20 protein-coding genes and 1 pseudogene are annotated in these 22,119 nt (G+C 57.9%); 8 read left to right on the top strand and 13 right to left on the bottom strand.

Annotated elements, in window-relative coordinates; all coding sequences use genetic code 11:
* Nucleotides 1–16: 16 nt before the first annotated feature.
* Nucleotides 17–751 (top strand): phosphonate metabolism transcriptional regulator PhnF, encoded by a 735-nt coding sequence (gene phnF / locus FJW03_RS29040; protein WP_140767368.1) that lies wholly within the window; start codon nucleotides 17–19, stop codon nucleotides 749–751.
* 656 nt (nucleotides 752–1,407) lie between these two features.
* Here phnF (FJW03_RS29040) and FJW03_RS29035 read toward each other — a convergent pair.
* The 4 genes from FJW03_RS29035 to FJW03_RS29020 form a co-directional block, all read right to left on the bottom strand.
* On the bottom strand, nucleotides 1,408–1,815 hold the full coding sequence (locus FJW03_RS29035) for a hypothetical protein (RefSeq protein WP_140767367.1): 408 nt from the start codon (nucleotides 1,813–1,815) through the stop codon (nucleotides 1,408–1,410).
* A gap of 387 nt (nucleotides 1,816–2,202) precedes the next feature.
* Entirely contained in the window at nucleotides 2,203–3,072 is an 870-nt protein-coding gene (locus FJW03_RS29030; protein ID WP_140767366.1) for a MurR/RpiR family transcriptional regulator, read from the bottom strand.
* A 1-nt stretch (nucleotide 3,073) separates the two neighbouring features.
* Nucleotides 3,074–3,754, bottom strand: coding sequence for a class I SAM-dependent methyltransferase (locus tag FJW03_RS29025; protein ID WP_140767365.1), 681 nt, complete (start codon nucleotides 3,752–3,754; stop codon nucleotides 3,074–3,076).
* A 35-nt stretch (nucleotides 3,755–3,789) separates the two neighbouring features.
* The gene (locus FJW03_RS29020) at nucleotides 3,790–5,037 is read right to left on the bottom strand and encodes an ABC transporter substrate-binding protein (RefSeq protein ID WP_181173398.1); all 1,248 of its coding nucleotides are present in this window, start codon (nucleotides 5,035–5,037) and stop codon (nucleotides 3,790–3,792) included.
* Here FJW03_RS29020 and FJW03_RS29015 point away from each other — a divergent pair.
* Together FJW03_RS29015 and phnF (FJW03_RS29010) are read left to right on the top strand one after the other, a co-directional pair.
* Nucleotides 5,036–6,085, top strand: a complete 1,050-nt coding sequence (locus FJW03_RS29015) for a phosphodiesterase (RefSeq protein WP_181173397.1) — start codon at nucleotides 5,036–5,038, stop codon at nucleotides 6,083–6,085. The genes FJW03_RS29020 and FJW03_RS29015 overlap by 2 nt on opposite strands.
* A gap of 285 nt (nucleotides 6,086–6,370) precedes the next feature.
* Nucleotides 6,371–7,099: a phosphonate metabolism transcriptional regulator PhnF gene (phnF, locus tag FJW03_RS29010; protein ID WP_140767362.1), complete on the top strand. Its 729-nt coding sequence runs from the start codon at nucleotides 6,371–6,373 to the stop codon at nucleotides 7,097–7,099.
* 8 nt (nucleotides 7,100–7,107) lie between these two features.
* Here the strand turns inward: phnF (FJW03_RS29010) and FJW03_RS29005 are convergent, their stop codons facing one another.
* Nucleotides 7,108–7,995 carry an endonuclease/exonuclease/phosphatase family protein gene (locus FJW03_RS29005; RefSeq protein ID WP_140767361.1) on the bottom strand — a complete coding sequence of 296 codons (888 nt, stop codon included), beginning with the start codon at nucleotides 7,993–7,995 and terminating at the stop codon, nucleotides 7,108–7,110.
* A 329-nt stretch (nucleotides 7,996–8,324) separates the two neighbouring features.
* On the opposite strand from FJW03_RS29005, the gene FJW03_RS29000 reads away from it, so the two are divergent.
* Together FJW03_RS29000 and FJW03_RS28995 are read left to right on the top strand one after the other, a co-directional pair.
* Nucleotides 8,325–9,203, top strand: coding sequence for a metallophosphoesterase family protein (locus tag FJW03_RS29000; RefSeq protein ID WP_140767360.1), 879 nt, complete (start codon nucleotides 8,325–8,327; stop codon nucleotides 9,201–9,203).
* Between the two features lie 149 nt (nucleotides 9,204–9,352).
* Nucleotides 9,353–10,633 carry an extracellular solute-binding protein gene (locus FJW03_RS28995; protein WP_140767359.1) on the top strand — a complete coding sequence of 427 codons (1,281 nt, stop codon included), beginning with the start codon at nucleotides 9,353–9,355 and terminating at the stop codon, nucleotides 10,631–10,633.
* Nucleotides 10,634–10,888: 255 nt separating this feature from the next.
* On the opposite strand, the gene FJW03_RS28990 is transcribed toward FJW03_RS28995, so the two are convergent.
* The 8 genes and pseudogenes from FJW03_RS28990 to phnF (FJW03_RS28955) form a co-directional block, all read right to left on the bottom strand.
* Nucleotides 10,889–12,010, bottom strand: a complete 1,122-nt coding sequence (locus FJW03_RS28990) for an alpha/beta hydrolase family protein (RefSeq protein ID WP_140767358.1) — start codon at nucleotides 12,008–12,010, stop codon at nucleotides 10,889–10,891.
* 214 nt (nucleotides 12,011–12,224) lie between these two features.
* Entirely contained in the window at nucleotides 12,225–13,493 is a 1,269-nt protein-coding gene (locus FJW03_RS28985) for an ABC transporter substrate-binding protein (RefSeq protein WP_140767357.1), read from the bottom strand.
* Between the two features lie 37 nt (nucleotides 13,494–13,530).
* Complete coding sequence (locus FJW03_RS28980; protein ID WP_226890497.1) at nucleotides 13,531–14,379, bottom strand: carbohydrate ABC transporter permease; 849 nt, start codon at nucleotides 14,377–14,379, stop codon at nucleotides 13,531–13,533.
* A complete protein-coding gene (locus tag FJW03_RS28975; protein ID WP_226890496.1) occupies nucleotides 14,376–15,344 on the bottom strand; it encodes a carbohydrate ABC transporter permease in 969 nt (322 codons plus the stop codon). The genes FJW03_RS28980 and FJW03_RS28975 overlap by 4 nt, the downstream gene beginning before the upstream one ends.
* A pseudogene (locus FJW03_RS28970) lies at nucleotides 15,341–16,520 on the bottom strand (ABC transporter ATP-binding protein). Before FJW03_RS28970 ends, FJW03_RS28975 begins: the two are co-directional and overlap by 4 nt.
* 109 nt (nucleotides 16,521–16,629) lie before the next feature.
* The gene (locus FJW03_RS28965; protein WP_140767185.1) at nucleotides 16,630–17,112 is read right to left on the bottom strand and encodes an HIT family protein; all 483 of its coding nucleotides are present in this window, start codon (nucleotides 17,110–17,112) and stop codon (nucleotides 16,630–16,632) included.
* Nucleotides 17,113–17,176: 64 nt separating this feature from the next.
* A complete protein-coding gene (locus FJW03_RS28960; RefSeq protein ID WP_140767184.1) occupies nucleotides 17,177–18,445 on the bottom strand; it encodes an ABC transporter substrate-binding protein in 1,269 nt (422 codons plus the stop codon).
* 498 nt (nucleotides 18,446–18,943) lie between these two features.
* Nucleotides 18,944–19,690: a phosphonate metabolism transcriptional regulator PhnF gene (gene phnF / locus FJW03_RS28955; protein ID WP_140767183.1), complete on the bottom strand. Its 747-nt coding sequence runs from the start codon at nucleotides 19,688–19,690 to the stop codon at nucleotides 18,944–18,946.
* Nucleotides 19,691–19,849: 159 nt separating this feature from the next.
* On the opposite strand from phnF (FJW03_RS28955), the gene FJW03_RS28950 reads away from it, so the two are divergent.
* From FJW03_RS28950 to phnH, 3 genes are read left to right on the top strand one after another with little or no spacing between them, the layout of a single operon-like run.
* Nucleotides 19,850–21,043: an alpha-D-ribose 1-methylphosphonate 5-triphosphate diphosphatase gene (locus tag FJW03_RS28950; protein WP_140767182.1), complete on the top strand. Its 1,194-nt coding sequence runs from the start codon at nucleotides 19,850–19,852 to the stop codon at nucleotides 21,041–21,043.
* 38 nt (nucleotides 21,044–21,081) lie between these two features.
* Nucleotides 21,082–21,519 carry a phosphonate C-P lyase system protein PhnG gene (gene phnG / locus FJW03_RS28945; RefSeq protein WP_181173374.1) on the top strand — a complete coding sequence of 146 codons (438 nt, stop codon included), beginning with the start codon at nucleotides 21,082–21,084 and terminating at the stop codon, nucleotides 21,517–21,519.
* A 5-nt stretch (nucleotides 21,520–21,524) separates the two neighbouring features.
* Complete coding sequence (gene phnH / locus FJW03_RS28940; protein ID WP_140767180.1) at nucleotides 21,525–22,118, top strand: phosphonate C-P lyase system protein PhnH; 594 nt, start codon at nucleotides 21,525–21,527, stop codon at nucleotides 22,116–22,118.
* Nucleotide 22,119 lies beyond the last annotated feature (1 nt).

The following is a 22,119-nucleotide window of genomic DNA, read 5'->3' as shown; positions in this document are numbered from 1 at the left end:
TTTTTGAGGATTGTGAATGCAGAAAGAAGGAATCAATCTGTGGCGGCAGATCGGCGAAACGCTGGCAGACGAGATCACCAACGGCGTCCTATCGCCCGGCACGCGCGTGCCTGCAGCTCCCGACCTTGCGTTGCGTTTTGGCGTCAATCGCCACACCGTACTAAGGGCCCTCGCCCATCTTCAGGATGAAGGCCTCGTGCGTATCGAGCGCGGCCGCGGCGCCTTCGTCGTCGACAATCCCATCCTCTACCGAATGGGCGCCCGCACTCGTTTTGAAGAAAACCTAACCGGCCTAAACAAGGTACCGGGCCGCGAACTGACCGCGCTCGTCAACTTGCCGGCCCCCAAACTTGTGGCTGAAAGCCTTGCCATCCCACTCGGCGAAACGGTAACTTTGGTAAGCCTGCTTGGCGATGCAGACGGCATCCCGCTGAGCTATAGCCATAACTACTTCCCAACCTTCCGGCTCCCGGGCATTCGTGAAGCATTTCAGACGGCAGTGGAACAAAAAAGGCAGCGTATGTCGATCACCGCCTGTCTAAAGAAAGTGGGCGTAGCCGATTTCCGGCGGAAATCGGTGCGGGTCCGCTCTCGCCAGCCGACTGCCGACGAAGCCCGACATTTGCAAATGCCGCCGACCGAGAGCGTCCTGGAACTGATCGTCATAAATGTCGACCAGAGCGACGTCCCGATCATCTTTGCCGAGACCTGCTTCTGCTCCAGTCGCGTCGAATTCGTCATGGATATGTAACCGGCCGAGATTGAAAGACGGAATTTCAAGGTACCCTCGCCAGACCGGGGAACACTTATCAATGTCAGCGGTCCGAAAAGCTGCCGAGCTCGCGGCTATGCTACCTGCGCTCGTAGAGATCGAAGCTATCGCGGTGGCGTCGACCTAACCGTCGTCAAGACGGAGCTTGAGCTGCCAGGTGCAAGACAAGCTCGCATCCATCGGCTTGATCCCAAATTTCAATTGGGCGTGGAATCGGAGAACCGTGTTTGGATCTGGACACTAGACTAGAATGATCGTTCCCCGCCGAAAGTTCAAAGGGATTGATCTATTATTTTCGAGTTCTCGAGATGGCGACCGACATGGCTTGGGCAGCCTTGATGAATTGAACCGATGCTCTTCACGGGAAGAGGGGCCGGACTAACGCTATTACAAACTTACGAGCCAGTTTTAGAATAGCTCGCGGCGGCTTCCCCCACCTGCGTGGCCCTGTTCTGCTTGAGGAGATCCAACGGGATTTTTGCCGTCGAGCAGAAGGCATGGACGAACCAGCCAAAGCCAAGCGGAGCGTGGATCCTGTATCTCCGCCAATACCCGGCTAATGCCATCGACCGGACGACCGTCGACGAACTGCGCCAACGGGAACACGTGCGTTCGCCTGCCTTTCGGCAGTGCGATTACCTCATTGCGCCGTTTCCACAGATGTAGCGTCGATCGCGGAATGTTGAGTTCGTCCTCAATAAAGGTTTGGCCACCACCTCGCCCGCCCAGCTTCGCACTAAGGCAAACCGGCCCGGGTAGGGCTGAGGTTTGGTCTCGGCGTCGGCCCGGGCGGCAATTTTGCCCCCTGACCAGGATTGGTCGCACCGTTGCAACTCGCCCATCTCTATGGCCAGCGATAGAACAAGTCTCGAGATCGCATCGGAAAGGAGCTCGTTGGCGCTATCCAACGCTAACCGGTGCTCTGAAGGAAGGGACGTAACTGCAACAAGCACCTCGCCAGCCAGCCTGCCCGCAACGTCCAATGTCTCTCGTGTCATCGGCACATTCTGACGGCGCAGGGCAAGCTCGACCTCGACAGCCATCAGCCGTGCGGCCTCATTACGCCAATGTCAGCTCAGACGGCTCTCCTGCCGAACAGCGGCTGCCGCTGCCAGCCCGACAGCCGCCGCATCCTGAGCGGCAGGCCCATGTTCTGAGCCACGGTCATGTGCGATAAAGCGCCTAGGACTAGAACACTATGGCGACGTCGCGCCGCTCCGGCCGGACCCCGTCGACCACACGCTCGCCGATCGTAACCGAGCCGCCCATCTGCACCCAAGGCCGGCGAGAATCCGAAGCAAGGTCCAATTCCCACGGCCCCAGCAGCGTCAGAAACTCGCCGTCCGCGATGGGCAGGGATACCTCGCGAAGGATCGATGTCGCGCCGAAGGATTTCTAGACTGATTAGATCGTTATGGGTGCCATTGCGTTTAAGAATCCGTCGGAGACAAAAGATCGAGTTTGATCGTGAGCATCGTGGCCAAAACCTCGATTGCGATGAGCGCGGTAAATGCGACCACGGATTTCGATTCCGTGAGAGGAGAACTTACGCCGGCGGTCAGCAAAACCTCGTCAGCGTACTTGGCAATGGGAGCATTGGTTCGGTGGGTTATAAGGGCAGTGAATGCGCCCGCTGCTTTGGCGCGTTTCAACGCCTCAATGGTCTGTTCCGTCATACCTGATTCCGACACGGCGATCGCGACGGATGTTGGCCCCAACCCGCTCGCCACGTAGGCGGCGTAGGTCGTGTCGACGATGCCATGGGCAGGCAATCCGATCCGAAGAAGCCGGAAGGCGAGGTGCTGCGCGATGAGTCCAGAAGCTGCGGCTCCGTAGACGTCGATTCTTCGGGCCGAGATCATGGCGTCGGCAAGTCGCTCGACTGCTCCTCGATCGAGCAAGAATTCGGTTTCCCTAGTTGCATGGACGATGCGCTCGGTCAGTTCGTGCATCAGACCCGCTCCCGACCGCGTAGTCTCGTCAGAAGGAACGCGATGGGCTGCGAGGTCTCCTGCCAGAGCCAGCTTGAAATCCTGCAATCCCTCAAAACCTAAGACCTGACAGAACCGCACGATGCTTGCGCCGCCGCTGTTCGTCACGCTGCCAAGTTCGGATGCAGTCTGGCGCACGACCAGGTCCGGGTTCTCAAGAACGTATTTTCCAATCCGCTGAAGCGCGCGGGGAAGTGACTCCATATGGGCGTTGACGAGCGGAAGCGCCCTATATCTTTTCGACGTATGCCCCTCGTCCGTTGAGACTGGCAGTCTATCGATCTCCGAGTGTTCCACGCGCGCTGTCATCCTATTTCCGCTCCACTACGACATGCCAATGCCAGTAATCCGATAGCGCCGTATTGTGATAGTCTCCAACCCGTAGCCACTCAAATCCTACAAAAAGTTCGTTCAAGGTCTTCGTGTCAGAGAAGAAATGCGGATGCTTGTGGTCTTCGTCTCCATCGTCCCAGACGAACGTCTGGGACGCTACCTCGCGCCCTTTGCAAGGGGCCGTGCTGCGCAAGGACAGTAGTGTGGCGTAGAGGATGCCACCGGGTTTCAGCACGCGGCGAGCTTCTTCGATGGCGCACCTGACGATCCCCTTGTCACCATGACTAAAGACGTTGAAGGAAACCGCGAAATCAAAAGTCTCATCGGCGTAGGGAAGCTCGGTCATCGACCCTACTTTGGCATCAATTTCCAGACGTTTCTCCCGCGCAAAGGCTCGGACCTGTTCAAGTCCAACGTTCGACATGTCCGTCGCCGAAACGGTGTAGCCCATTTCTGCAAGCCCGAGAGCATGACGGCCGACACCGCAACCGATGTCTACCGCTGTGCGAGCACCTTTGTCGAACGCCTGCTTCGCAGCCGCGATGACCGTTTCCTCCGCCATGAGCCATCTTGCGCGGCCTTCGTCGGAGCCCCACAGTTCATCCCAAGCGTTATGCGCCGTATCGGTCTTGGGGTTGGTTGGCAAAATTTCATTCATCGTTTTGTATGACCACCTCCATGGGCACTCGGTTCTCAATTGCGCGGCAGCAGCGCTGAAACATCGGCACTCATTTTCCTGAGCGCGCTTTCCGGGGGAATCCTGAGCGTGATGACGCTGCGCAGATGGTCCAGGATAACGTCGCTGATCTTCACCGCATTGTCACCTGGGAAGGAGTACCAGCCACTCACGAAAGGCAGTTCGTCGATGCCCGCTTTCGCTTGCGGCGTGCGATCGTAGTATTCCTTGAGATTTTGGGCGGCATTCGCGTTTCCAGGCAAAGCTCCGGTCATCTGCGTGATCATCGCCTGTCCGACCGGGCCCGTTGCGAACTTCATGAACTTCCAGGCTGCAGCCTGCTTCCCCGGATCACTCGTGGTCAGGCTGAGAAAACCGCCGCCGACAGGAACCCGGCCACCGTCGGCGATGGGAAGCAGAGCGGCCTGGACGTTGAACCGGCCGCCTATGCCCTTCTGAAGGGTGCCGAGGCGACGGTTCGAGGTGAATATCATTCCAATGGTTCCACTGCCAAATGCTTGCATCGCCTGACTGACGGTCATATCGATCTGGCCGGCCCTACCGAAATCACGGATGACGTCCATTGCCTTCACGCCCGCTGCGCTGGTGAACGCGACGCTCGTTTCGTCGGGCGTCATCATCTTGCCGCCGAGAGAGAAGAGAAGCGCCTGATAGTTCCAATTGCCATCGGCTGTGTAGTCGTAGAACGATCCCGACAAGCCTCCACCGAGGTCCGTGATCTTTTTAACAGCTGCGGTGACGCTGTCCCAGCTCGCATTGAAGGTCTTCGGTTCGACGCCCGCCTTCTTGAAGAGATCCGGATTATAGTAGACCACCGGCACCGACAACTGGAGTGGCAGCCCCCACTGCTGGCCTTTGAATTCACCTAGATTGGTCAGCGCGTCAGTATAGCCCAGGCCCTTCCAATCTTTTTCTTTTGCAATCAGATCATTGAGCGGAATGGCTGCCTTGTTCTCGGCTACGATCCGGAGGCGGTTATATCCTTGAACTGCCAGATCGGGCGCAGTGCCCATCTTCACATCCAAGATTGTGCGCTGAAGCTGTGCGTCCCATGTCGTGGTCGGAGTCTGCATGCTGATCTCAATCTCAGGATTCGTTTCCCGGAACTTGTCAATCAGTGCCTGCATCACCGGCTGGAATGCCGCATCGAAGAAGGAAATCTGCAGCTTCATCGGCTGGACGTCCGCAAGAGCGGCTCCGCCCAGAAGATTCAAGATCAATACAGTGCCAGCGGCAAACGCCATGCCAGATCCACAGAAACGCCTTTTGTTCATCGTGAGCCTCTCTCAAAAAGGTGTCGCGTTCGATTGCAGCCGCAGCAAGCGGCTTGGTGCACTGATCCAGTATCAGAACAATATTTCACTTTTGCGACAATTTTTTGGAATGACATTCCATTCATATTCCGCTAGAGGAGAGCAACCATGCAAATCGGTTTCAGGTCCAGCCATGCCGAAGATCATTCAGGTTTCCGATCTCCATCTGACGCCCGCGGGTGTTTCTCACCTCGGATGCAATCCTCGCGTTCGCCTCGAAGCGGCCATTGACAGCATAAACAATGAGCACGCCGATGCGGATCTCGTTGTCTTCACCGGAGATCTGACGGCGCTGGGGCAAGGCGCTGCCTACGTCGCGTTGGCAGAGTGCCTCAAGGCGCTACGAGTGCCCTTTCGACTTTGCCTCGGCAACGGCGATCACCGAGGCCGCTTTCTCGAAGTCTTCAAGGAGGTACCCATCGATGAGGCCGGGTTCGTCCAGACGGCAGTGAAGATCGGCCACCATACCGTGATTTGCCTCGATACGTTGTCCTCCGATGGAGGCCACTCAGGCGAACTATGCGAGCGGCGTCTGGGGTGGCTCGACGCTCGGCTGAAGGACTGCGCTGGCGGCCCAGCCCTCCTATTCATGCATCATCCACCATTCGAGGTCGGTATGCCCTTCCTCGATTCACTCGCCCTCAAGCATCCCGAGCGACTAGCTGCGGTTCTCGCACCCCACGACATCACGCACATCTTCCTAGGCCACCTTCATCGCCCGATTGCAGGTTCGTGGCGGAGAATTCCGATGTCCGTCGTACGAAGCACCGTTTCCCAGTTCGCGTTGCGACTTGGAGGTCCGCCGGCAAGATGTCTTGAAGCACCATTTTATGCAGTGGCCTTGGTGTCCGACGAATCTGTGGTCGTCCACTTCCACGACTACATGTTCGACGGAACGGTGATGAAATACGAGCCTGTGCCTGCGGTTATCGTCGACAATGAAGCAGTTGCCTATGAATATCAGAAAGGCAGATCTTGATGGACCCATGCTACGGTCCTCGTTCGGTCGAATGCCGCAACTGCCCAGTGTCGGGGACTGCGACGGCGTCCTATCAGCTCGGAGCGGATTGCGGCACGCACTCATACCCACGTCCTGAGCCGAATCCTTGGCCTGTCGCCTGATGAAAGTGTCAGCAACTTTTCTGCTGCGAGCGACACATATCTGCGCCGCGCCTTCGAAAAGTCACTCGGGACGGTTGGGAAAGCGTCGGTTGGTTGTGTTCAACGAACCGCCCCGAATGGGCATTGAAGCTGAGTTTAAGAAATGACAGACAACAACGTCCCAAAACTACCCCTCTGGAGACAGGTTCAACTGGAAATCGAGCGCCGGATCAAAGAGGGTGATCTTTGCGCGGGAGACAGGCTGCCGCCTGAAGAGGAACTCGCGGCTTTGTTTGGTGTGCACCGTCATACCGCCCGCAGGGCGTTGGCACGCCTTCAGGACAAGGAAATCGTGACCGTCGTCCATGGGAGTGGAACTTTCGTTTCCGATACGCATATCTCGTATCGGTTCGGCGCAGAGACGAGCATGACGGCCGTCATCTTGCGAAACGGCAAAGTGCCGAGGCGCGAGCTGCTTTCGAGTGATGAAGTCGCTGCAAGCCGTGAGATTGCCTCGTTCTTGTCGCTCAGATCTGGGCGCCCCGTTTTCCGCGTCCGGACGCTACGTCTGATCGACGATCTCCCTGTCTCCCTGAACACCAACTATTATCCTCTTCCGCAGTTCGCCGGGATAGATAGGGTGATTGCCGAGACCGGCTCAATATCCCAGGCATTGCGGCGGTACGGAATCCCAAAGCTGTCGCGCAAAGAGCTTTGCGTCCGAGCCTCCCTTCCGTCAGTGCAGGAAGCTCGGAGCTTGCGGATCAGCCGGACAAAGCCGCTGATCGAGCTATTAAGCGTTAACCGCGACGAGAACGGCCTTCCTGTTCAACATGTCCATGGCAAAATCATTTCTGAGCATCTCGATGTGGTGGTCACACTCGGAGACTGAGGCTCGCGTTAGGCAAGGATCACTTCTACAGGATAATGGTCAGATCCCTTCGCATCCCGAAGTACCCGAGCCGAGACGACACGACTGGAGAGCGACTCGCTGACGAAGCAATAGTCGATCCGACGCTTGCCGTCGCCGCTGGTAGCGCTGTCCGAAGTCTCACCCGTTCCATCGAGTTCGTCATGCCCCGCCGCGCACCAGGCATCGACAAAGCCCCCGATGCGGGTAACCCGACCCCAGCGGTCCCCCGTGTCGCCCGCAAGAATGGAATAGGATTTCGTAGTCGAGAGAAAATTGAGATCGCCGAGCAGCACTGCTTTTTCTGGAACCGACACAAGCGCGGGCTCTCCGGCAAAACTCTCATCACCGGGATGAATGCCACTTAGGGCCGGGCCCTCAAGGCGAGCCCGCCGATCAATTTCAAGAAAGATTTCAAGCTGCAGACTGCGCTGTTTCTCCGAAAGATGGCAGAGGTGAGTGTTGTACACCCGAAGCGGACCTAGGGGTGTCTCCACACTTACCTCCAGCAGCGCCTTCTGGATGTCAAGCTTGCCGCCGCCAGAGCCATACTTCGGAAGAGGAAAGTTACGCACGGAAAGGATCGGATAACGGGAGAGGATCACATTCCCCGACCGCCGCCGCGGTCCGCTCACCATCTCTCCGGATTCTTTGGAGCGTTTGGCGATTTCAAATCCAGCACCATACGCCATGTCGTGCTCCGGCATGAGTTGGCGGATCAGTTCGACCTGGTCGATATTGCCGGACCGCTCCCAGAAGCTGTCAACTTCCTGGAGTCCGATGATGTCGGCATTCTTCACGGCATCGAGCGCGCGAGCGAGATCGCAGTGCCCGTCCTGACCGACACCGAAGTGAACATTGTAAGTTACGAGTTTCATTACGAGCTCCTGGCAAGTTGAACTTCCTCAGCCAGGCCGCTCTGCAGACGGCGCGTCAGTGATCATATTTCGAGCCGCCGGCTGTCGGTGACACATGCGATTGATCTGCTGGCTGCGGTATCGGCACCGACTAACTTTCCTGCCATGACACTTCGGTGACACGCTGGACAGGTTTCGTAGACCTCTGCCGGCGTCGTCCGCCATCAATATACGTCAAGCCAATCACCTGCTGCTGGGCGAAAATCTGGAACAGTATTCTAATCTGAGTGTCATAAGCATGAAACATAGTTCTATTATTTCGAGTCCAGCTCATTCAAGGAGATGGCTTCATGCCCGGTTTGCGGATTGCACTCGTAGCCGACATCCATGCAGGGGAGACGCGTTCCAATATCGAAAGCGCAAAGGCATTTCCTCTTTTGACGGACGTCGTGCAACAGGCCAACAATGCCGGTGTCGACCTATTCGTCACTCTCGGCGACAATGTAAATGCGACCAATCGTGAAGAGGACTTTCGGCATCTTTGTGCTGTGAGGGAGATCCTCGACCGTGTGAGAGCTCCTGTGGTTCCTCTATTCGGCAATAACGAGTTGAAGTTTCTTGGGGCTGAGCGGGCTGCCGAAGCTCTCGGATGCAAGGCGACGTCGGAAGTCCTGTCATTGCGCGAATGGACGCTGATCTTCTGGCGACCAACATGCGAACTCTCACTTTCGAATGGCTTGTTGCTATCCGACGAAGACTTTAGTTGGCTGAGGGATGCGGTGAAGGAGGCAACCTATCCGTCGGTTCTGTTTCTGCACGCTCCGATCGATGGCAATGCAATGGTGGGCAATTATTATTTTTCAGAACGGCCGGACCTCGCCTCATACCGAAATGCTGCTGAAGCCCGCTCAATCATCGAAGGCTCCGGGAAGGTGGTGCTCGTGCTGGGCGGGCACGTTCACTGGCATTCTACATCGACCATTGATGGGATCCATCACAAGACGATACCGTCGCTGACAGACACTTTCAAAGCCGATGACAGCGCGTCGGAAGCATGGGCCATTCTCGAACTTTCGCGGGAACGGATTTCATTGGACGTTTTTGGTCGCGAGCCGATGTCGTGGGCGGCGGCGCCACGCTTAGCCGGCACGAGATGGTATCGTCCCCTCACGAAAACCGAGTTCGAGGCACGCATGGGCGGCCTCTGGTCTCAAGGTCCGACTTCGTAACCACTGAAATCGAACTGTCGCCATTTCGAGAGGCGCTAGACGCATACCACCACCCAAGACCGGCTTTCCACGTCAACCGACATACGCCGCAAGCTCCTAACCCGAGGATTTCTCACAGGAGCCACCTGCCCTAAGTCGAAGGAAAAAACATGAAGATCACCAAACTCAGCACGGCGGCGTTATTGGCAGCGCTTAGCTGGTCCACGTCAGCTTTGGCCGAAACCAGCATAAACGTCTTGTATGCCTTTCCGAGCCAGTTCAAGGAGCTGCAGGAAAAGCTTGCCACCGAATTCCACCGGCAGCATCCAGACATCAACATCACCTTCCGTCCACCGGCGCAGACCTACGACGATGGGACTGCCGAGGTGCTGAGATCTTCTATCGTCAACGATGCGCCCGACGTCTACTTCAATGGATTGAACCAGCTTCGCGTGCTGGTCAAGCAGGGTAATGCTGTCGCTCTTGATGGCTTCGTGGACGATAAAGGCGAGTGGGACCGTTTGGGCTATATCCCTTCGATGATGTCGTTAGGGGAAGTCGAAGGTCGCTCCTTTGGCCTTCCGTTCTCCATCTCGACGCCTATCATTTACGTCAACGAAGACCTGCTGCATAAAGCCGGAGGTACCATCGAGAATTTTCCGCACGACTGGAAATCAATCATCGAGCTTAGCGGGAGGATGAACGACGCGGAGCACCACGTCACCGGACTGGTGTACGCTCACGACGCCTCCGGCAACTGGCTGTATCAGGCCCTGGTCACAAGCGACGGAGGCTCCATGGGGAGTGCTGATGGTTGTAGCGTGAAATTTTCCGACGAGCACGGCAAGCGAGCTCTCGAGCAGTTGCAAGCCTTTCACGATGCCGGAATGCCGGACATGGAATGGAAGTTGGGTCGTCAAGCATTCGCAGCGGGAACAGTCGGCATCTACGTCGAATCCAGCTCGGTGGTCACCCAAATGGAGAAGAACATCGACGGCAGATTTGAGATGGCCACCATGCCATTCCCGATCACCTCCAAGGATGGACGTCTTCCAGCGGGCGGATCGGTTGTGATGGTGCTTTCCAAGGATCGCGTCAGGCAGAAGGCGGCATTCGAATACGCGAAGTTCGTTACCGGCCCGCAAGGTCAGACGATGATGGCAAACATGACCGGTTATGCACCGGGCAACCAGAAGGCGCTTGACGACCCTAAACTACTGAAGGACTACTACGCGAAGCGGCCGAACCTGACCACAGGCATCAGCCAGCTCCCGCTGATGACGGGCTGGTACAACTGGTCAGGCCAGAACAGCGTCAAGATTGTCGGCGTGATTCAAAATTATCTCAACGACGTCGTCAGTGGTCGAGACACTGCTGATAAGATCATGCCGGCAATGGCAAGGGACGTACAGCAACTTCTATCTTCAAATTGCACTCCGACCTCAAAGTGACTTGGCAATCAAAGGTGCGCCGATATTGCGCGGCGCCGTTGATGCGAACGGTGATCGAATGAGAACAAGTATAAGCGCGGATCGCCCATCATCCTGTCGCGATCCCGAACCGGCCATCACTGCGGCAACCCGCAACGACGTCATTCTGTCTGAAAATGGCTCATCTGATGATCGGTGAAGTGGCGGTGCCGGGCACGCAACGCACTCAGACTGTGTCCGCCAGACGTAACATGACTGCGACCGGGCCGAGCGCACTTATACGCTAAGCTTTCGATGACCTATTCGGTCTGTCAATTCCGTTATTTCTCTCTTCAGCCAGGCCGTTGCCTGCGACAGACGGATGATCGCCTCGGCAGTCCTTCTCGCGCCGCGCTCGCCGACGAAGAAGAAGTGATTGCCCGGAACGTGCTCAACGAGCGTGTGGTTGATAGTCGTGACTAAGTTGCACAAATAGTGCCAACTGTCCGCGGATAGGGCCGAGAGGTCGTAAGGTGCGAGCCAGTCCTGCCAGATCTTTTCCGTATTGAAAAACGACCAGCGCGCCTGATCGCCGAGCGCATGGAAGGCGTCCAGTGGTGAGGTCGAGACAATCGTGCCAACGATTGGCCACTCCGCGAAGTCGAACGTACCCATGTCCGCAACGGCTTCCCCCGGTGAAATGTGGAATTCACCGTTGGCAAATCGCGTCGATTCACCGCGTATTGAAACTGGAGTCTCTGAAAGGTATTCGCGTAAGTAAAGTTCGGCGGGAACGATGGAGCGGCCCTCTTGCTTGTCACACATGGCCAAACTGTCGAGGTAAAGATCGGCAAAAGCTCTAGCAGAGCCGTCCGATGGGGTTCGTTGGTCGATGAAGCCGTTGGGTCGAATTGTGAAGGATGGTGACCGGATTGCTGCGAAGCCGGGTACGGCGGGCGTCCCGGCAACCGAGATGAAGGTTTCGAGGTCGATTGACCGCGCGCGCAAAGCCACATTCAACGATCTGGCGATCCGTCCTCCCATGCTCCAGCCACAAGCGATCACGCAGCGCTTGAGGCCGTCGTCGCAAATCGTTCGGTCGATAGCCGCCGCGGTAATTTCGCCCCATTCGGTCACTGTGAGATCACCCGAGGCCGAACCCTCGTCGTCGCCAGGATATGAGACACCAAGCATGGCATACCCCAGCTCGCCCAACCAATGCGCAAGAAAATCGGAACGCCTTCCCTCGGGGTGACCGTACGAAATCCGCGCCAGGTGGCCGGCGCCTGGAATAAACACGACGAGCGGTGGCTCAGCGGATTTTGCCGGCTGTTGGTGGACAAGAAATTTGTGGCGACCCACTTGGAAAATCTCTTCGCCAGGATAGAGACGAAAATCGCCATTGCTGAGCCTGTTCAAACGTATCCTCCAACTCGTCTCGAGCCTGGGATCAAGCTCGTAATGTGTTCCCTTCTCGCCCCGCATCCGTCCGCTGCAGCTGTATTGGGAGACGAGTGTTGCTCTGAAAAATCGCCGCTTCCATTCCAGTATCGCAATTGGAAGGGATAGAGCCTGCGCGGGTCGATGACCCGCGCTTGATCGCTGTGAGGATCGAGGAAGCGGATGTAACCAGTCACGTCTTGGGAAGAAGCCGGCTGACGGCGCCCACCATTTCAGGCATCACCTCAGATGGAGAACGCTTGAGTGTCACCACGCTCTGAAGATGATCTCGAATGGCCGTCGTAATCCTCGGCTCATTATCAACAGGATAGGTGTTCATGGCCTTGATGCGAGGCAGTTCATCAACGGCGACCTTATAGTTCGGCCTGGTCTTGTAGAACTCGCCGAGGAATTCGTTTGAGCTTGTGGCCTTTTCGTTGACAGGAGTGAAGCCAGTCTTGGTCACCATAATGGTCTGAGCTTCCGGCCCAACTGCGAATTTCATGAACTCCCAGGCGGCTTTCTGCTTTTCTGGATCCTTGGTGATCATGACGATGCCAAATCCACCGGAAGGAATCTTTCCCCCGGGTGTCGGCTGGGGAAATTGAACAGTACGCATTTCAAATTTGTCCTTGGCTCCGGTCGTGAAGATGTTCAGCAGGGAGCTTGAACCAACATAGATTCCTGACTTTCCCGAAGCAAAAGACTGGCGCGCCTGATCGGCGGTCACATCGATCATTCCTGCCTCCCCGACGCGCTGCAGAATTTCGAGAGCTTTCATCCCTGCTTGGCTATCAAAGGCAATCTTTCCGTTCGCGTCAAAGACATTGCCGCCGAAGCTGTAAACCAAAGCGTTGAAGGACCAATTCATGGCGTCCGGATAATATTCAAAGGATATCGGCATCGCATCTTTGTCCGTCTGTCCAACGTCCTGCGCCAGCTTCAGAATACTATCCCAAGTCGTGGGCAATTCTTGAATATCGGGGCGGGCTTTGAGGACAAGATCCATGTTGTAATAAACAATCAAAGTAGAAATCGCTTCAGGAACGCCAATAACAGAACCATTATACATTGTTGAATTGAGCGCCGCCGAGGATATGCCGACACCTTGCCACGTGGTGTCGCTCGAAATGAAGTTGTCGATTGGCGAGAGAATCCCACGATTTGCGAGCGTTCGCATGTGCGGATAACACACGGACTCAAGAACATCCGGCAAATCACCGGTCACCGCCGAACGTAATGTCTGTTCAAGAAGCTCCGGGCAACCAGGGGCATTTGACTCGAGCTTGATCTGGATGTCGGGATGGCGCCGCATAAACTCATCGGCGACTCCCTGTCTGTAGGCGGCATCGCGATATGCAAATGCGTATCCGACCCGCAGCGTAACGGGTTCTGAGAAGGCTGTGGTGGCCATGCCACCCACCATCATCAAGGCCGCAAGAATGGGCGTAAGATTGCGCATACATTTTCTCCTATTCGCGGTTAAGTGATTTGGAGCTTTACTTGACAGCCCCGCCTGTGAGGCCCTCGACGAACCATCGTTGAGCGCAGAGGAATGCGATGATGAGGGGGGCGACGACGATGGTGGAGGCGGCCATGAGCGGGCCGTAGTCGTTGCCGGCCTCCTCGTTCTTGAAGGCCATGATGCCAAGCGGCGGCGGCATCAGGTTCTGGTCTCTGACCGCGATCAGCGGCCAGAACAGGCTGTTCCAGTGGCCGACGACCGAGAAGATGGCGAAGGCGATGATGGCCGGCAGCGCCATCGGCACCATGATCCTCCAGACGATGGCAAGCTCCGAGAGCCCATCGAGGCGGGCGGCCTGGACGACGTCGTCGGGGATGGTCTTGAAGAACTGCCTGAACAGGAAGATGCCGAAGGGCGAGACGATGTAGGGGAAGATCAGGGCGGCATAGGTGTTGAGGATGCCGAGCTGGTAGCCGAGGATGAACAGCGGCAGCGACAGCACCTCGTGCGGCAGGATCAGCGCGATCAGCACCAGCGCGAACAGCAGCTTCTTGCCGGGGAAGTCGAGCTTGGCCAGCGCATAGGCCGCCGGCGCGCAGACGAGGATCTGGGCGATGACGATCATGGCGCAGACGAAGAGCCCGTTCAGCATGTATTGCGGCAGCGGGGCCGCGGTCAGCGCCCTGGTGTAGTTCTCGATGCCGTAGAACTGCTGCGGCCAGAAGGAGAAGGAGGCGCGGAAGATCTCGCCCGGCGGTTTGATCGACAGCGACACCATCCACACGAAGGGGACCAGGATCAGCGCGCCGGTGGTCAGCAGGGCGGCATGACGCAGGATGGCGGACGGGGCGGAGAGCCCAGGGGTGGCGTGGTGCGTGCTCATTGATAGTGAACCCTCTTGTCCATCACGCGGGCCTGGATCAGCGTCAGCGCCACCACGATGCAGAGAAAGACGACGGCGACCGAGGCGCCGTAGCCGGTGCGCAGATATTCGAAGCTCTCGCGGTAGAGCGTGTAGAGCAGCATCTCGGAGGCATGCCCCGGCCCGCCCTGGGTGAGGATCTGCACGGTGTCGAAGGTCTCGAAGGCTTTCAGCGCCACGACGATGAAGACGAACATGGTGACCGGTCCGAGCATCGGTAGCGTCACGGTTCTGAGCCGGTCGAGCCACAGGTCGGCGCCGTCGATGTCGGCGGCGTCGTAGAGGTCCTGCGGGATCGACTTCAGCCCGGCCAGGAACAGCACCATGGCATAGCCGAGGTTCTGCCAGATGCCGATGACGGCGAGCACCGGCAAGACCGTGTTCTCGTCCCGCAGCCAGTTGGCGGTCGGCAATCCGATGGCGACGAGCGTCTGGTTGACGAGGCCGATGGTGGGATGAAGCAGCGCCTCCCAGGCGATCGCCATGGCCGTCAGCGTCGCCATGAACGGCAGGAAGTGGACGGCGCGATAGAAGGCTCGGCATGACTTGCCGCTTTCGATCAGCAGCGCGATCGCCAGGCCGAGCACGATCGTGCCGGGCACGACGATGACGACGTAAAGGATGGTGTTGACGAAGGAAGCGCGAAAACCCTCGTCGGAAAGCACCTCGCGGAAGTTGCCAAGCCCGACGAAGGCGAGCGAGCTGGCGCCGAACTGCCAGTCGGTGAGCGCAATCAGGAAGACGGCGAAGACCGGCAGGAAGAACAGCGTGACGAGCAGGACGAGCGCGGGCCCGGCCAGCGACCAGGCGGCAAGGGCTTCGGCAATGCGCCGGTTGCGCAGCGCCTTGCGGGCCGAAGGGCTGATGGCGGCATTGGGGCTTGGGGAAACAGCCCGATCCGATGCCGCCGATGTGGAAACGCTCATTGCTGACGCTCCTTCATGCGCAGCACGGTCGCGCTTGCAGGGTCATGCGACCGCAGGCGCCCGCCATCGGCGCCGAACATCAACAGCCGCTCCGGCTTGACGCCGAGATGCAGGGTCTGGCCCGAGGTGATGTGCGGGGCGCGTTCGGCAAGCAGACGCGCGATGATGGGATGATCGGCGCCCGGAACATCGAGATGGACGAAGAGGTCGGAGCCCATGTGCTCGACCAGACGCACCGACCGGTCAGCACGTTCTGCCCGGCGGCCTCGACGAGGTGGAAGGCTTCCGGCCGGATGCCGAGTGTCAGGGTTGCGCCTTGTGCAAGACCGGAAGTCACCGAGAAGCTCGTGCCGGCCGCATCCGCCAGCGCGCCGTCCTTCAGCTTCGCCTCCAGGAGATTGATCTTCGGCGAGCCGATGAACTCGGCCACACGCCGGTCGTCCGGGTCGGCATAGATCTGCTGCGGCGGCGCCACCTGCAACAGCTCGCCGTCGAGCATCACCGCCACCCGGTCCGACATGGTCATGGCTTCCGCCTGGTCGTGGGTGACATAGACGAAGGTGACGCCGAGGCGCTTGTGCAGCTCCTTGATCTCGGCGCGCATCTGCACCCTGAGCTTGGCATCCAGGTTCGACAGCGGCTCGTCCATCAGGAACACCGCCGGCTGGCGCACCATCGCCCGTCCCACGGCGACGCGCTGGCGCTGGCCGCCCGACAATTGCCCCGGCTTGCGGCCAAGCAGGTGCCCGATACCGAGCGCCTTGGCGGTGCGGGTAACCTCCCGCTCGATCTCCGCGCCAACCGCTTTCGTGCTCGGCAGCAACCGGCCGACCAGTGGCAGCCGCTGCCAGGCCGACAGCCGCCGCATCCTGAGCGGCAGGCCCATGTTCTGCGCCACCGTCATGTGCGGATAAAGCGCATAGGACTGGAACACCATGGCCACGTCGCGCCGCTTCGGCCGCCGCACCCCCCGTCGACCACCCGCTCGCCGATCGCGATCGACCCACCCGTCTGCACCTCGAGGCCCGCCAATATCCTCAGCAACGTCGACTTACCACAGCCCGACGGACCCAGCAGCGTCAGAAACTCGCCATCGGCAATCGCAAGCGATACATCGCGAAGCACCGACGTCGCGCCAAACGATTTTGATATGACATTGATGGTGATGCTGCTCATGTGTTCCTCCTTGCGAGGCATCACAGCCTTGCTCCGGGCCGCCATCACCGGCGGCAGGTGATCGTTATGGTCCACGATGAAGCTCTGGATCCGAATTCTGCGCGCCGGATCAGGAGAAGGAGACCGGAATCCGGTCGCGTTCGCAGAGCTTCAAAAGCACGTCACGCAAAGTGGCTTTCACCTCTGAAAACTCCGGTTCCGGCAGGAAATGCGACTCGATCAGCTTGCGGTCCAGCGTCCAGATTGAGTCCTCAGGAAGCGGATCGGTGCCGTAACGCGGAATGATGTTCCAATGCACGTGCGCAAATGCATTGCCGAAGAATGCAACATTCATTTTCTTGGCGCCAAAGGCTAACTGTACTGCCTCGGCGACCAGCGCCATTTCCATAAGATGTTTCGAGCGGATTTCGCTCGGCAGATCGTGAAGTTCACGTGCCTTTCGCTTTGCCGAAAAGAAGCAGTAGCCTTTGAAATATTGGCGATTGCGGCTGAGCGTGACAATGCCGGTCTCGAGTTCGGCAAGGAAATGGCGCTCATCTGAATTGTCGATCAACCGCAGGACGTCAGCCCGCGAGTAGGTTTCATGAACCATTCTTTTGTCTTTCTCTACGGAGGTTCCTTGGCCGTCCTCACCCCGGGACGGCCAATCGTCGATATCAGGATTTCGGCAGAAGGCTCTTCACGTCGCGGACCATCGCCGGCATGGCCTCTTCGGGCGTCTGCTTGAGGGTCACCACACTTTGCAGGTAGTCACGGATGACGGTCGTGATCCGCTGGCCGTTCGGCTCCGGATTGGCGTTTTGAACCTTGACACGGGGCAGTTCCTTGATGGCGGTGAGCGCGTTCGGATTTTCCTTATAGTAGTCGGCGAGAAAGGCGGGATCGTTGACCGCAACCGTGTTGACCGGTACCAACCCGGTAGCCTTAACGATCAATGTCTGTGCCTCTGGCCCGGAAGCGAACTTGAGGAATTTCCATGCGGCTGCAATCTTTGCGGGGTCTTTGGTTGTGATGGCCATGCCACCCCCGCCGGACGCCAATTTACCGTCCTTGGCCGACTGTGGGAACACTCCCGTACGGATATCCATCGTCGGTCCCGTGTTGGCCGTCAGCGTCTTCAATCTCGAGGTGGAAGCGAAATAGATGCCAATTTTGCCTGATGCGAAGGCCTGACGGGCCTGCTCGGCGGTCATGTCGACCATACCGGCTTCGCCAAACCGCTGCATCAGTTTCAGTGCGTCTCGTCCAGCCTGCGAGTCGAAGCCGATCTTGGCGTCCTCGGTGAACACATCTCCGCCATGGCTGGAGACGAGACTATTGAAGGACCAATTGCTGGCGTCCGCGTAGTATTCAAAAAACAGCGGCATCACATCGGGTTCAGCTTTCCGTAAGTCGGCCGCGATCGAGAAGATTTCGTTCCATGACAGGTCAAGGTTCGTAAGACCGGGGTGAACCTTTCTGATCAGGCTCATATTATAGTAAACAATGCTAGCGGAGACGGACTGTGGTATCGCCACGACATGTCCTTTAACAGTCGTTGGGCCGAGCGAGCTCTGCTCGATGCCTACGCTTTTCCAGTCGGGGTCGCTCGACATGACATCGTCCAGTGGCGTGAGGACATCGCGTGCCGCAAGGACAGCCATGTCGCCGTAGCAGACCGAGGAAACCATGTCTGGCAGGGCGCCCGTCACCGCGTCCCGGAGCAACTGCTGAAGCAGTGCGGGGCAGTCGGTGGCGTTGGCTTCCAGCTCGATCCTTATATCGGGGTTGTCCTTCATGAAACGGTCCGCGATCGGCTTCAGGAAGAGCGCGTCCCGGCTGGGAAAAGCATGGGTCAAGTGAAGTGTAATTGGTTCGGCGTAAGACGCAGACGCGCTCGCGATCCAGCTGATCGCGCCGACAACCGACAAAAGTATTCGTTTCATTCTTGGGCTCCTTATCGGATCGCTTTGACGCTGAAGCGCTGCCGGACATGCCAGGCTTCGGATTGGCGCACGTTTTCGTACAATGGCGTGCTAGGCCGCTCGGATGAAGATGATCTGACAGGTTCGGATCAAGTGAGCCACCTGTACCTGACTCCCACGGATAACGTCCTGCAAGCAGCTGATGTGGGAACAGACCGAAGAGGCAATTGCCCGCCGGGACTGGATTGCAGTCGAAATACTACCCAGCATACGAGATACATCTCGTATGCATCACGCCAGCATGTCGCGGCTCAAGGGCTCGACTGCAGAGGCCGCCTCGAAATGCCCATGGCGGAACGGTCTCGTGGTCACTACGAAAGGACCTCTGTGGCTGTCGTTCCGCGAGCCGACTGGCAGCGGAGACAGTCGGGGGCGAAAGCATCTTATCTTATAGCAGCCCAATGTCGGGCAGCAGGGGTAGAGAAACACCTCCTTGAGCCGGCATGTCTCAACGTGATGTCACCTGAAATTCACAACCAATTCCATATATTGCGGCAATATTCGCTGACGCGACCAAATAATCGGCTGCCCATCAACGTCGATATTGATGTTCGTCAGGATGGTGACGGGCTGCCCGCGAGGCCTCCCGAAGAGCTTTGCATCAGCACTGGAGAGAGCAGCTGAGGTGATCCTGGTTTCGAGGCGCTGGTATCGCGTGACCCCATATTCCCTCCAGGCAGACGTGAAGCTGCCGCTTTCCTTGATGAACTCTTCGATCCCCTCGAAACGCGGGAGGGGAAAGTAGCTTGAGGTTGCAGATATTATAGTGCCCTCCACGACTGTGACCGTGTTTACTTGTCGGGCGAAATGATGAAGGGTCAAGCGAAGGTTTCGGGCGAGGTCTTTATCCAAGCGCACACGATCCGAACCGATATATTGTCGCTCTCCCACACGATGAATGCTCCCGAGTGTTGCACTCAACCGCGACGTCGCCCCGATGGTATGCACAACAAGGCGTTCCTTGACGAACGCTCCTTTGCCTTGCTCAACCCTGATGATGTTGCGCTCGCGAAGCACTGAGAGGGCGCGCCGAACAGTATTCCTGTGCACATCGAAACGGGCGGCGAGCTCGAACTCGCTCGGCAATCGCGCACTCGGTGGCCATTTACCTTCTTGAATTTCGGTTTCGAGGGCGCGCGCGACCATGCGCCAGAGCGTGGTAGCTCCGCGTCGTTCTGACAAACTGGGGCGATCTGACGATTTCATTGGTCGCCTTCAGAGTTAGCGTTTTGCTTGATACGTACTCCTATAGCGTATGAGACCTGTCCAAGTTTTACGTTGTCGGTACAAGTTGGATAGAGGTCCATGCATTGTCATCACTTCGTCTCCTAACGGGCCGCCGTCACTGTTAAGACCGCTCAGTTGATGAATAGAGCGGAGCTCCATCCCATGAAAGTTATCGAGGCTTGGCCCGACCAGGATTGCCTAAACGAAAGCGGACGTTCGGAAACAATATTAGCAAACGCTAGAATAGTCACGGGATCGGAATGCTTTTGCGGAACCGTCAGGATCAGGAACGGCGTGATCGCTGATATCTCCCACGGCACATCGGCGGCTGCCGAGGCAGTGGATATGAACGGCGATTTCCTGATCCCCGGGATTGTGGATGTTCACACCGATCATCTCGAAAAGCACGTCCTGCCCCGCGCGGGAATGATGTGGGATCCGACGAGTGCGGCAATCGCTTATGATGTTCAGATCATCGCTGCTGGCACGACGACCGTGTTTGACTCCCTGACCGTAGGCGCAGGCGCCAGCACCGAACGGCAGCGTCTCTTGCCGGTCATGCTCAAAGGAATTCAGCAAGCACGAGCGCACCAGGCGTTGAAGGCCGACCATTTCCTTCACCTTCGATGTGACGCAGAGGATCCAAGCCTCCTCGATATCGTGCCGCAATACCTTGATCGCTCGGATCTGCGCTTTGTGACGATCATGGATGACGGTCCCCACCGCAACCTCGAGCGTTTCCGCCGTATTCAGGTCTACAAGGGCCGAAGTGCGGCCGAGATCGAAAACATGATCGCGGCAAACAAGGCCTCCTTCGCGCGCAACCAATTCAACAGGACGCGGCTGCTTGAACTGTGCCGGGAGCGAAGGATCGCTTGCGCAAGTCACGACGACACGACCGCTGCCCATATCGAGGAAGCCGTCGCGGCCGGGTCAAACATCGCGGAATTTCCCATTTCCATGGAAGCTGCGCGAGCCGCACGCGCCGCGGGCATGACAGCCATTGTCGGCGCACCGAACATCGTCGCCGGGCGGTCGCACATTGGCAATGTTTCCGTGCGCGAACTCGCCGACCTCCGCCTCTTCGACATTATTTGCTCTGACTACATCCCAGCGAGCCTGCTGCGAGCGATTTGGTATCTTCCAACTATGCCCAATGGACCATCGCTTCCGGAAGCTGTGGCAATGGGGACCCTCAATCCAGCAAGAACTTTTGGTTTCCCGGACCGGGGCGAAATTGCGATCGGCAAACGCGCCGACCTTGTAAGGGTCGCCGACATAGAGGGTCCAATCGTCCGGTCCGTTTGGCTTCGTGGCAGGCGGATGCTCTGAAGCACGTGCCGCTCATGGACAAGCATTTGGAGATATCAATGAACCGCAGCCGTGAGGCTTGGATGACGACGTTCGCCAAAGCGCCGCTCGCCGAAATCGAATGTCATTGGGCAACGATTTCCCCTCCCAAATTCGAATGGGTCCGCCGTCCCGAAGTGGGAATGATCATGCTCAGGGGACGGATCGCAAAAGGAGATGCGCCTTTCAATGTTGGCGAGGCAACGATCGCCAGATGCACCGTGCAGATTGAGAGCGGGGAAATCGGCGTCGCCTATGTGCTCGGAAGAAGCAAAAGGCATGCAGCGCTGGCGGCGTTGCTTGATGCGCTCATGCAGCAGGAAACGTTGAATGGGGCTGCGACGGTCACGTCAATCGTGGATGCCCTCAATGAACGCATTCGGGAAACCGAAACCCGCGTCAAGCGTGAGACCTACTCCAGCAAGGTCGACTTCTTCATGTACGGACAGGGAGGCTGACCCGGATGCCTATGCGATCCTTAGCACAACAATTCGAAGATCCCATCCACGACGCTCAACTGGCGTTTCGGGAGCTACTGACGGCTCTTTCCCGCCCGGGGACAGTGGTAAAGCTCCGTCAGCCATTGGGCTCGCCCCATCCACTGAACGGCACGATGGCGGCGATTGCCTTAACCCTTGTCGACGGCGACTGCCCCACCTGGCTGAGCCGGTCGATTGCGATGAAGGAAGTGCGCGATTACCTTCATCTTCACACCAACGCGCTGCTAACAGCTGCGCCGGAAACTGCGAGCCTGGCTTTTGTAGGGGATGCAGCCGACCTTCCGTCGCTCTCGTGCTTCCATCCCGGCGAAGCCGCATGCCCGGATAAAGCCACGACGGTGGTCATCCGCCTGCCTTCGCTGTCGGGCGGTCGAACAATTACGCTGAGCGGGCCGGGGATAGAGGCAACCGCAGCTATTGATCCTGCTGGCCTGCCTGACTGGTTTTGGCCGGAGTGGAAGAAGAACGCTGCCACGTATCCGCTTGGCGTGGACGTCTTCCTGATCGATGACGCGCAGGTCATCGGCCTTCCCCGCTCAACAAAGGCTGACTGGTGAT

The sequence above is a fragment of the Mesorhizobium sp. B4-1-4 genome, assembly GCF_006439395.2.
GTDB lineage: Bacteria > Pseudomonadota > Alphaproteobacteria > Rhizobiales > Rhizobiaceae > Mesorhizobium.
This window is presented reverse-complemented; position numbering and strand designations above follow the sequence as displayed.

What these genes read in the sequence shown, in the direction of transcription:
- FJW03_RS28965 (WP_140767185.1), bottom strand. Translation starts at nt 17,112, where the DNA reads ATGGTTCATGAAACCTACTCGCGGGCTGACGTCCTGCGGTTGATCGAC.
- FJW03_RS28960 (WP_140767184.1), bottom strand. Translation starts at nt 18,445, where the DNA reads ATGAAACGAATACTTTTGTCGGTTGTCGGCGCGATCAGCTGGATCGCG.
- phnF (WP_140767183.1), bottom strand. Translation starts at nt 19,690, where the DNA reads ATGAAATCGTCAGATCGCCCCAGTTTGTCAGAACGACGCGGAGCTACC.
- FJW03_RS29025 (WP_140767365.1), bottom strand. Translation starts at nt 3,754, where the DNA reads ATGAATGAAATTTTGCCAACCAACCCCAAGACCGATACGGCGCATAAC.
- FJW03_RS29015 (WP_181173397.1), top strand. Translation starts at nt 5,036, where the DNA reads ATGCCAGATCCACAGAAACGCCTTTTGTTCATCGTGAGCCTCTCTCAA.
- phnF (WP_140767362.1), top strand. Translation starts at nt 6,371, where the DNA reads ATGACAGACAACAACGTCCCAAAACTACCCCTCTGGAGACAGGTTCAA.
- FJW03_RS29000 (WP_140767360.1), top strand. Translation starts at nt 8,325, where the DNA reads ATGCCCGGTTTGCGGATTGCACTCGTAGCCGACATCCATGCAGGGGAG.
- FJW03_RS28995 (WP_140767359.1), top strand. Translation starts at nt 9,353, where the DNA reads ATGAAGATCACCAAACTCAGCACGGCGGCGTTATTGGCAGCGCTTAGC.
- FJW03_RS29005 (WP_140767361.1), bottom strand. Translation starts at nt 7,995, where the DNA reads ATGAAACTCGTAACTTACAATGTTCACTTCGGTGTCGGTCAGGACGGG.
- FJW03_RS28985 (WP_140767357.1), bottom strand. Translation starts at nt 13,493, where the DNA reads ATGCGCAATCTTACGCCCATTCTTGCGGCCTTGATGATGGTGGGTGGC.
- FJW03_RS29035 (WP_140767367.1), bottom strand. Translation starts at nt 1,815, where the DNA reads ATGGCTGTCGAGGTCGAGCTTGCCCTGCGCCGTCAGAATGTGCCGATG.
- FJW03_RS28975 (WP_226890496.1), bottom strand. Translation starts at nt 15,344, where the DNA reads ATGAGCGTTTCCACATCGGCGGCATCGGATCGGGCTGTTTCCCCAAGC.
- FJW03_RS29020 (WP_181173398.1), bottom strand. Translation starts at nt 5,037, where the DNA reads ATGGCGTTTGCCGCTGGCACTGTATTGATCTTGAATCTTCTGGGCGGA.
- FJW03_RS28950 (WP_140767182.1), top strand. Translation starts at nt 19,850, where the DNA reads ATGAATAGAGCGGAGCTCCATCCCATGAAAGTTATCGAGGCTTGGCCC.
- phnG (WP_181173374.1), top strand. Translation starts at nt 21,082, where the DNA reads ATGAACCGCAGCCGTGAGGCTTGGATGACGACGTTCGCCAAAGCGCCG.
- FJW03_RS28980 (WP_226890497.1), bottom strand. Translation starts at nt 14,379, where the DNA reads ATGAGCACGCACCACGCCACCCCTGGGCTCTCCGCCCCGTCCGCCATC.
- FJW03_RS29030 (WP_140767366.1), bottom strand. Translation starts at nt 3,072, where the DNA reads ATGACAGCGCGCGTGGAACACTCGGAGATCGATAGACTGCCAGTCTCA.
- phnH (WP_140767180.1), top strand. Translation starts at nt 21,525, where the DNA reads ATGCCTATGCGATCCTTAGCACAACAATTCGAAGATCCCATCCACGAC.
- phnF (WP_140767368.1), top strand. Translation starts at nt 17, where the DNA reads ATGCAGAAAGAAGGAATCAATCTGTGGCGGCAGATCGGCGAAACGCTG.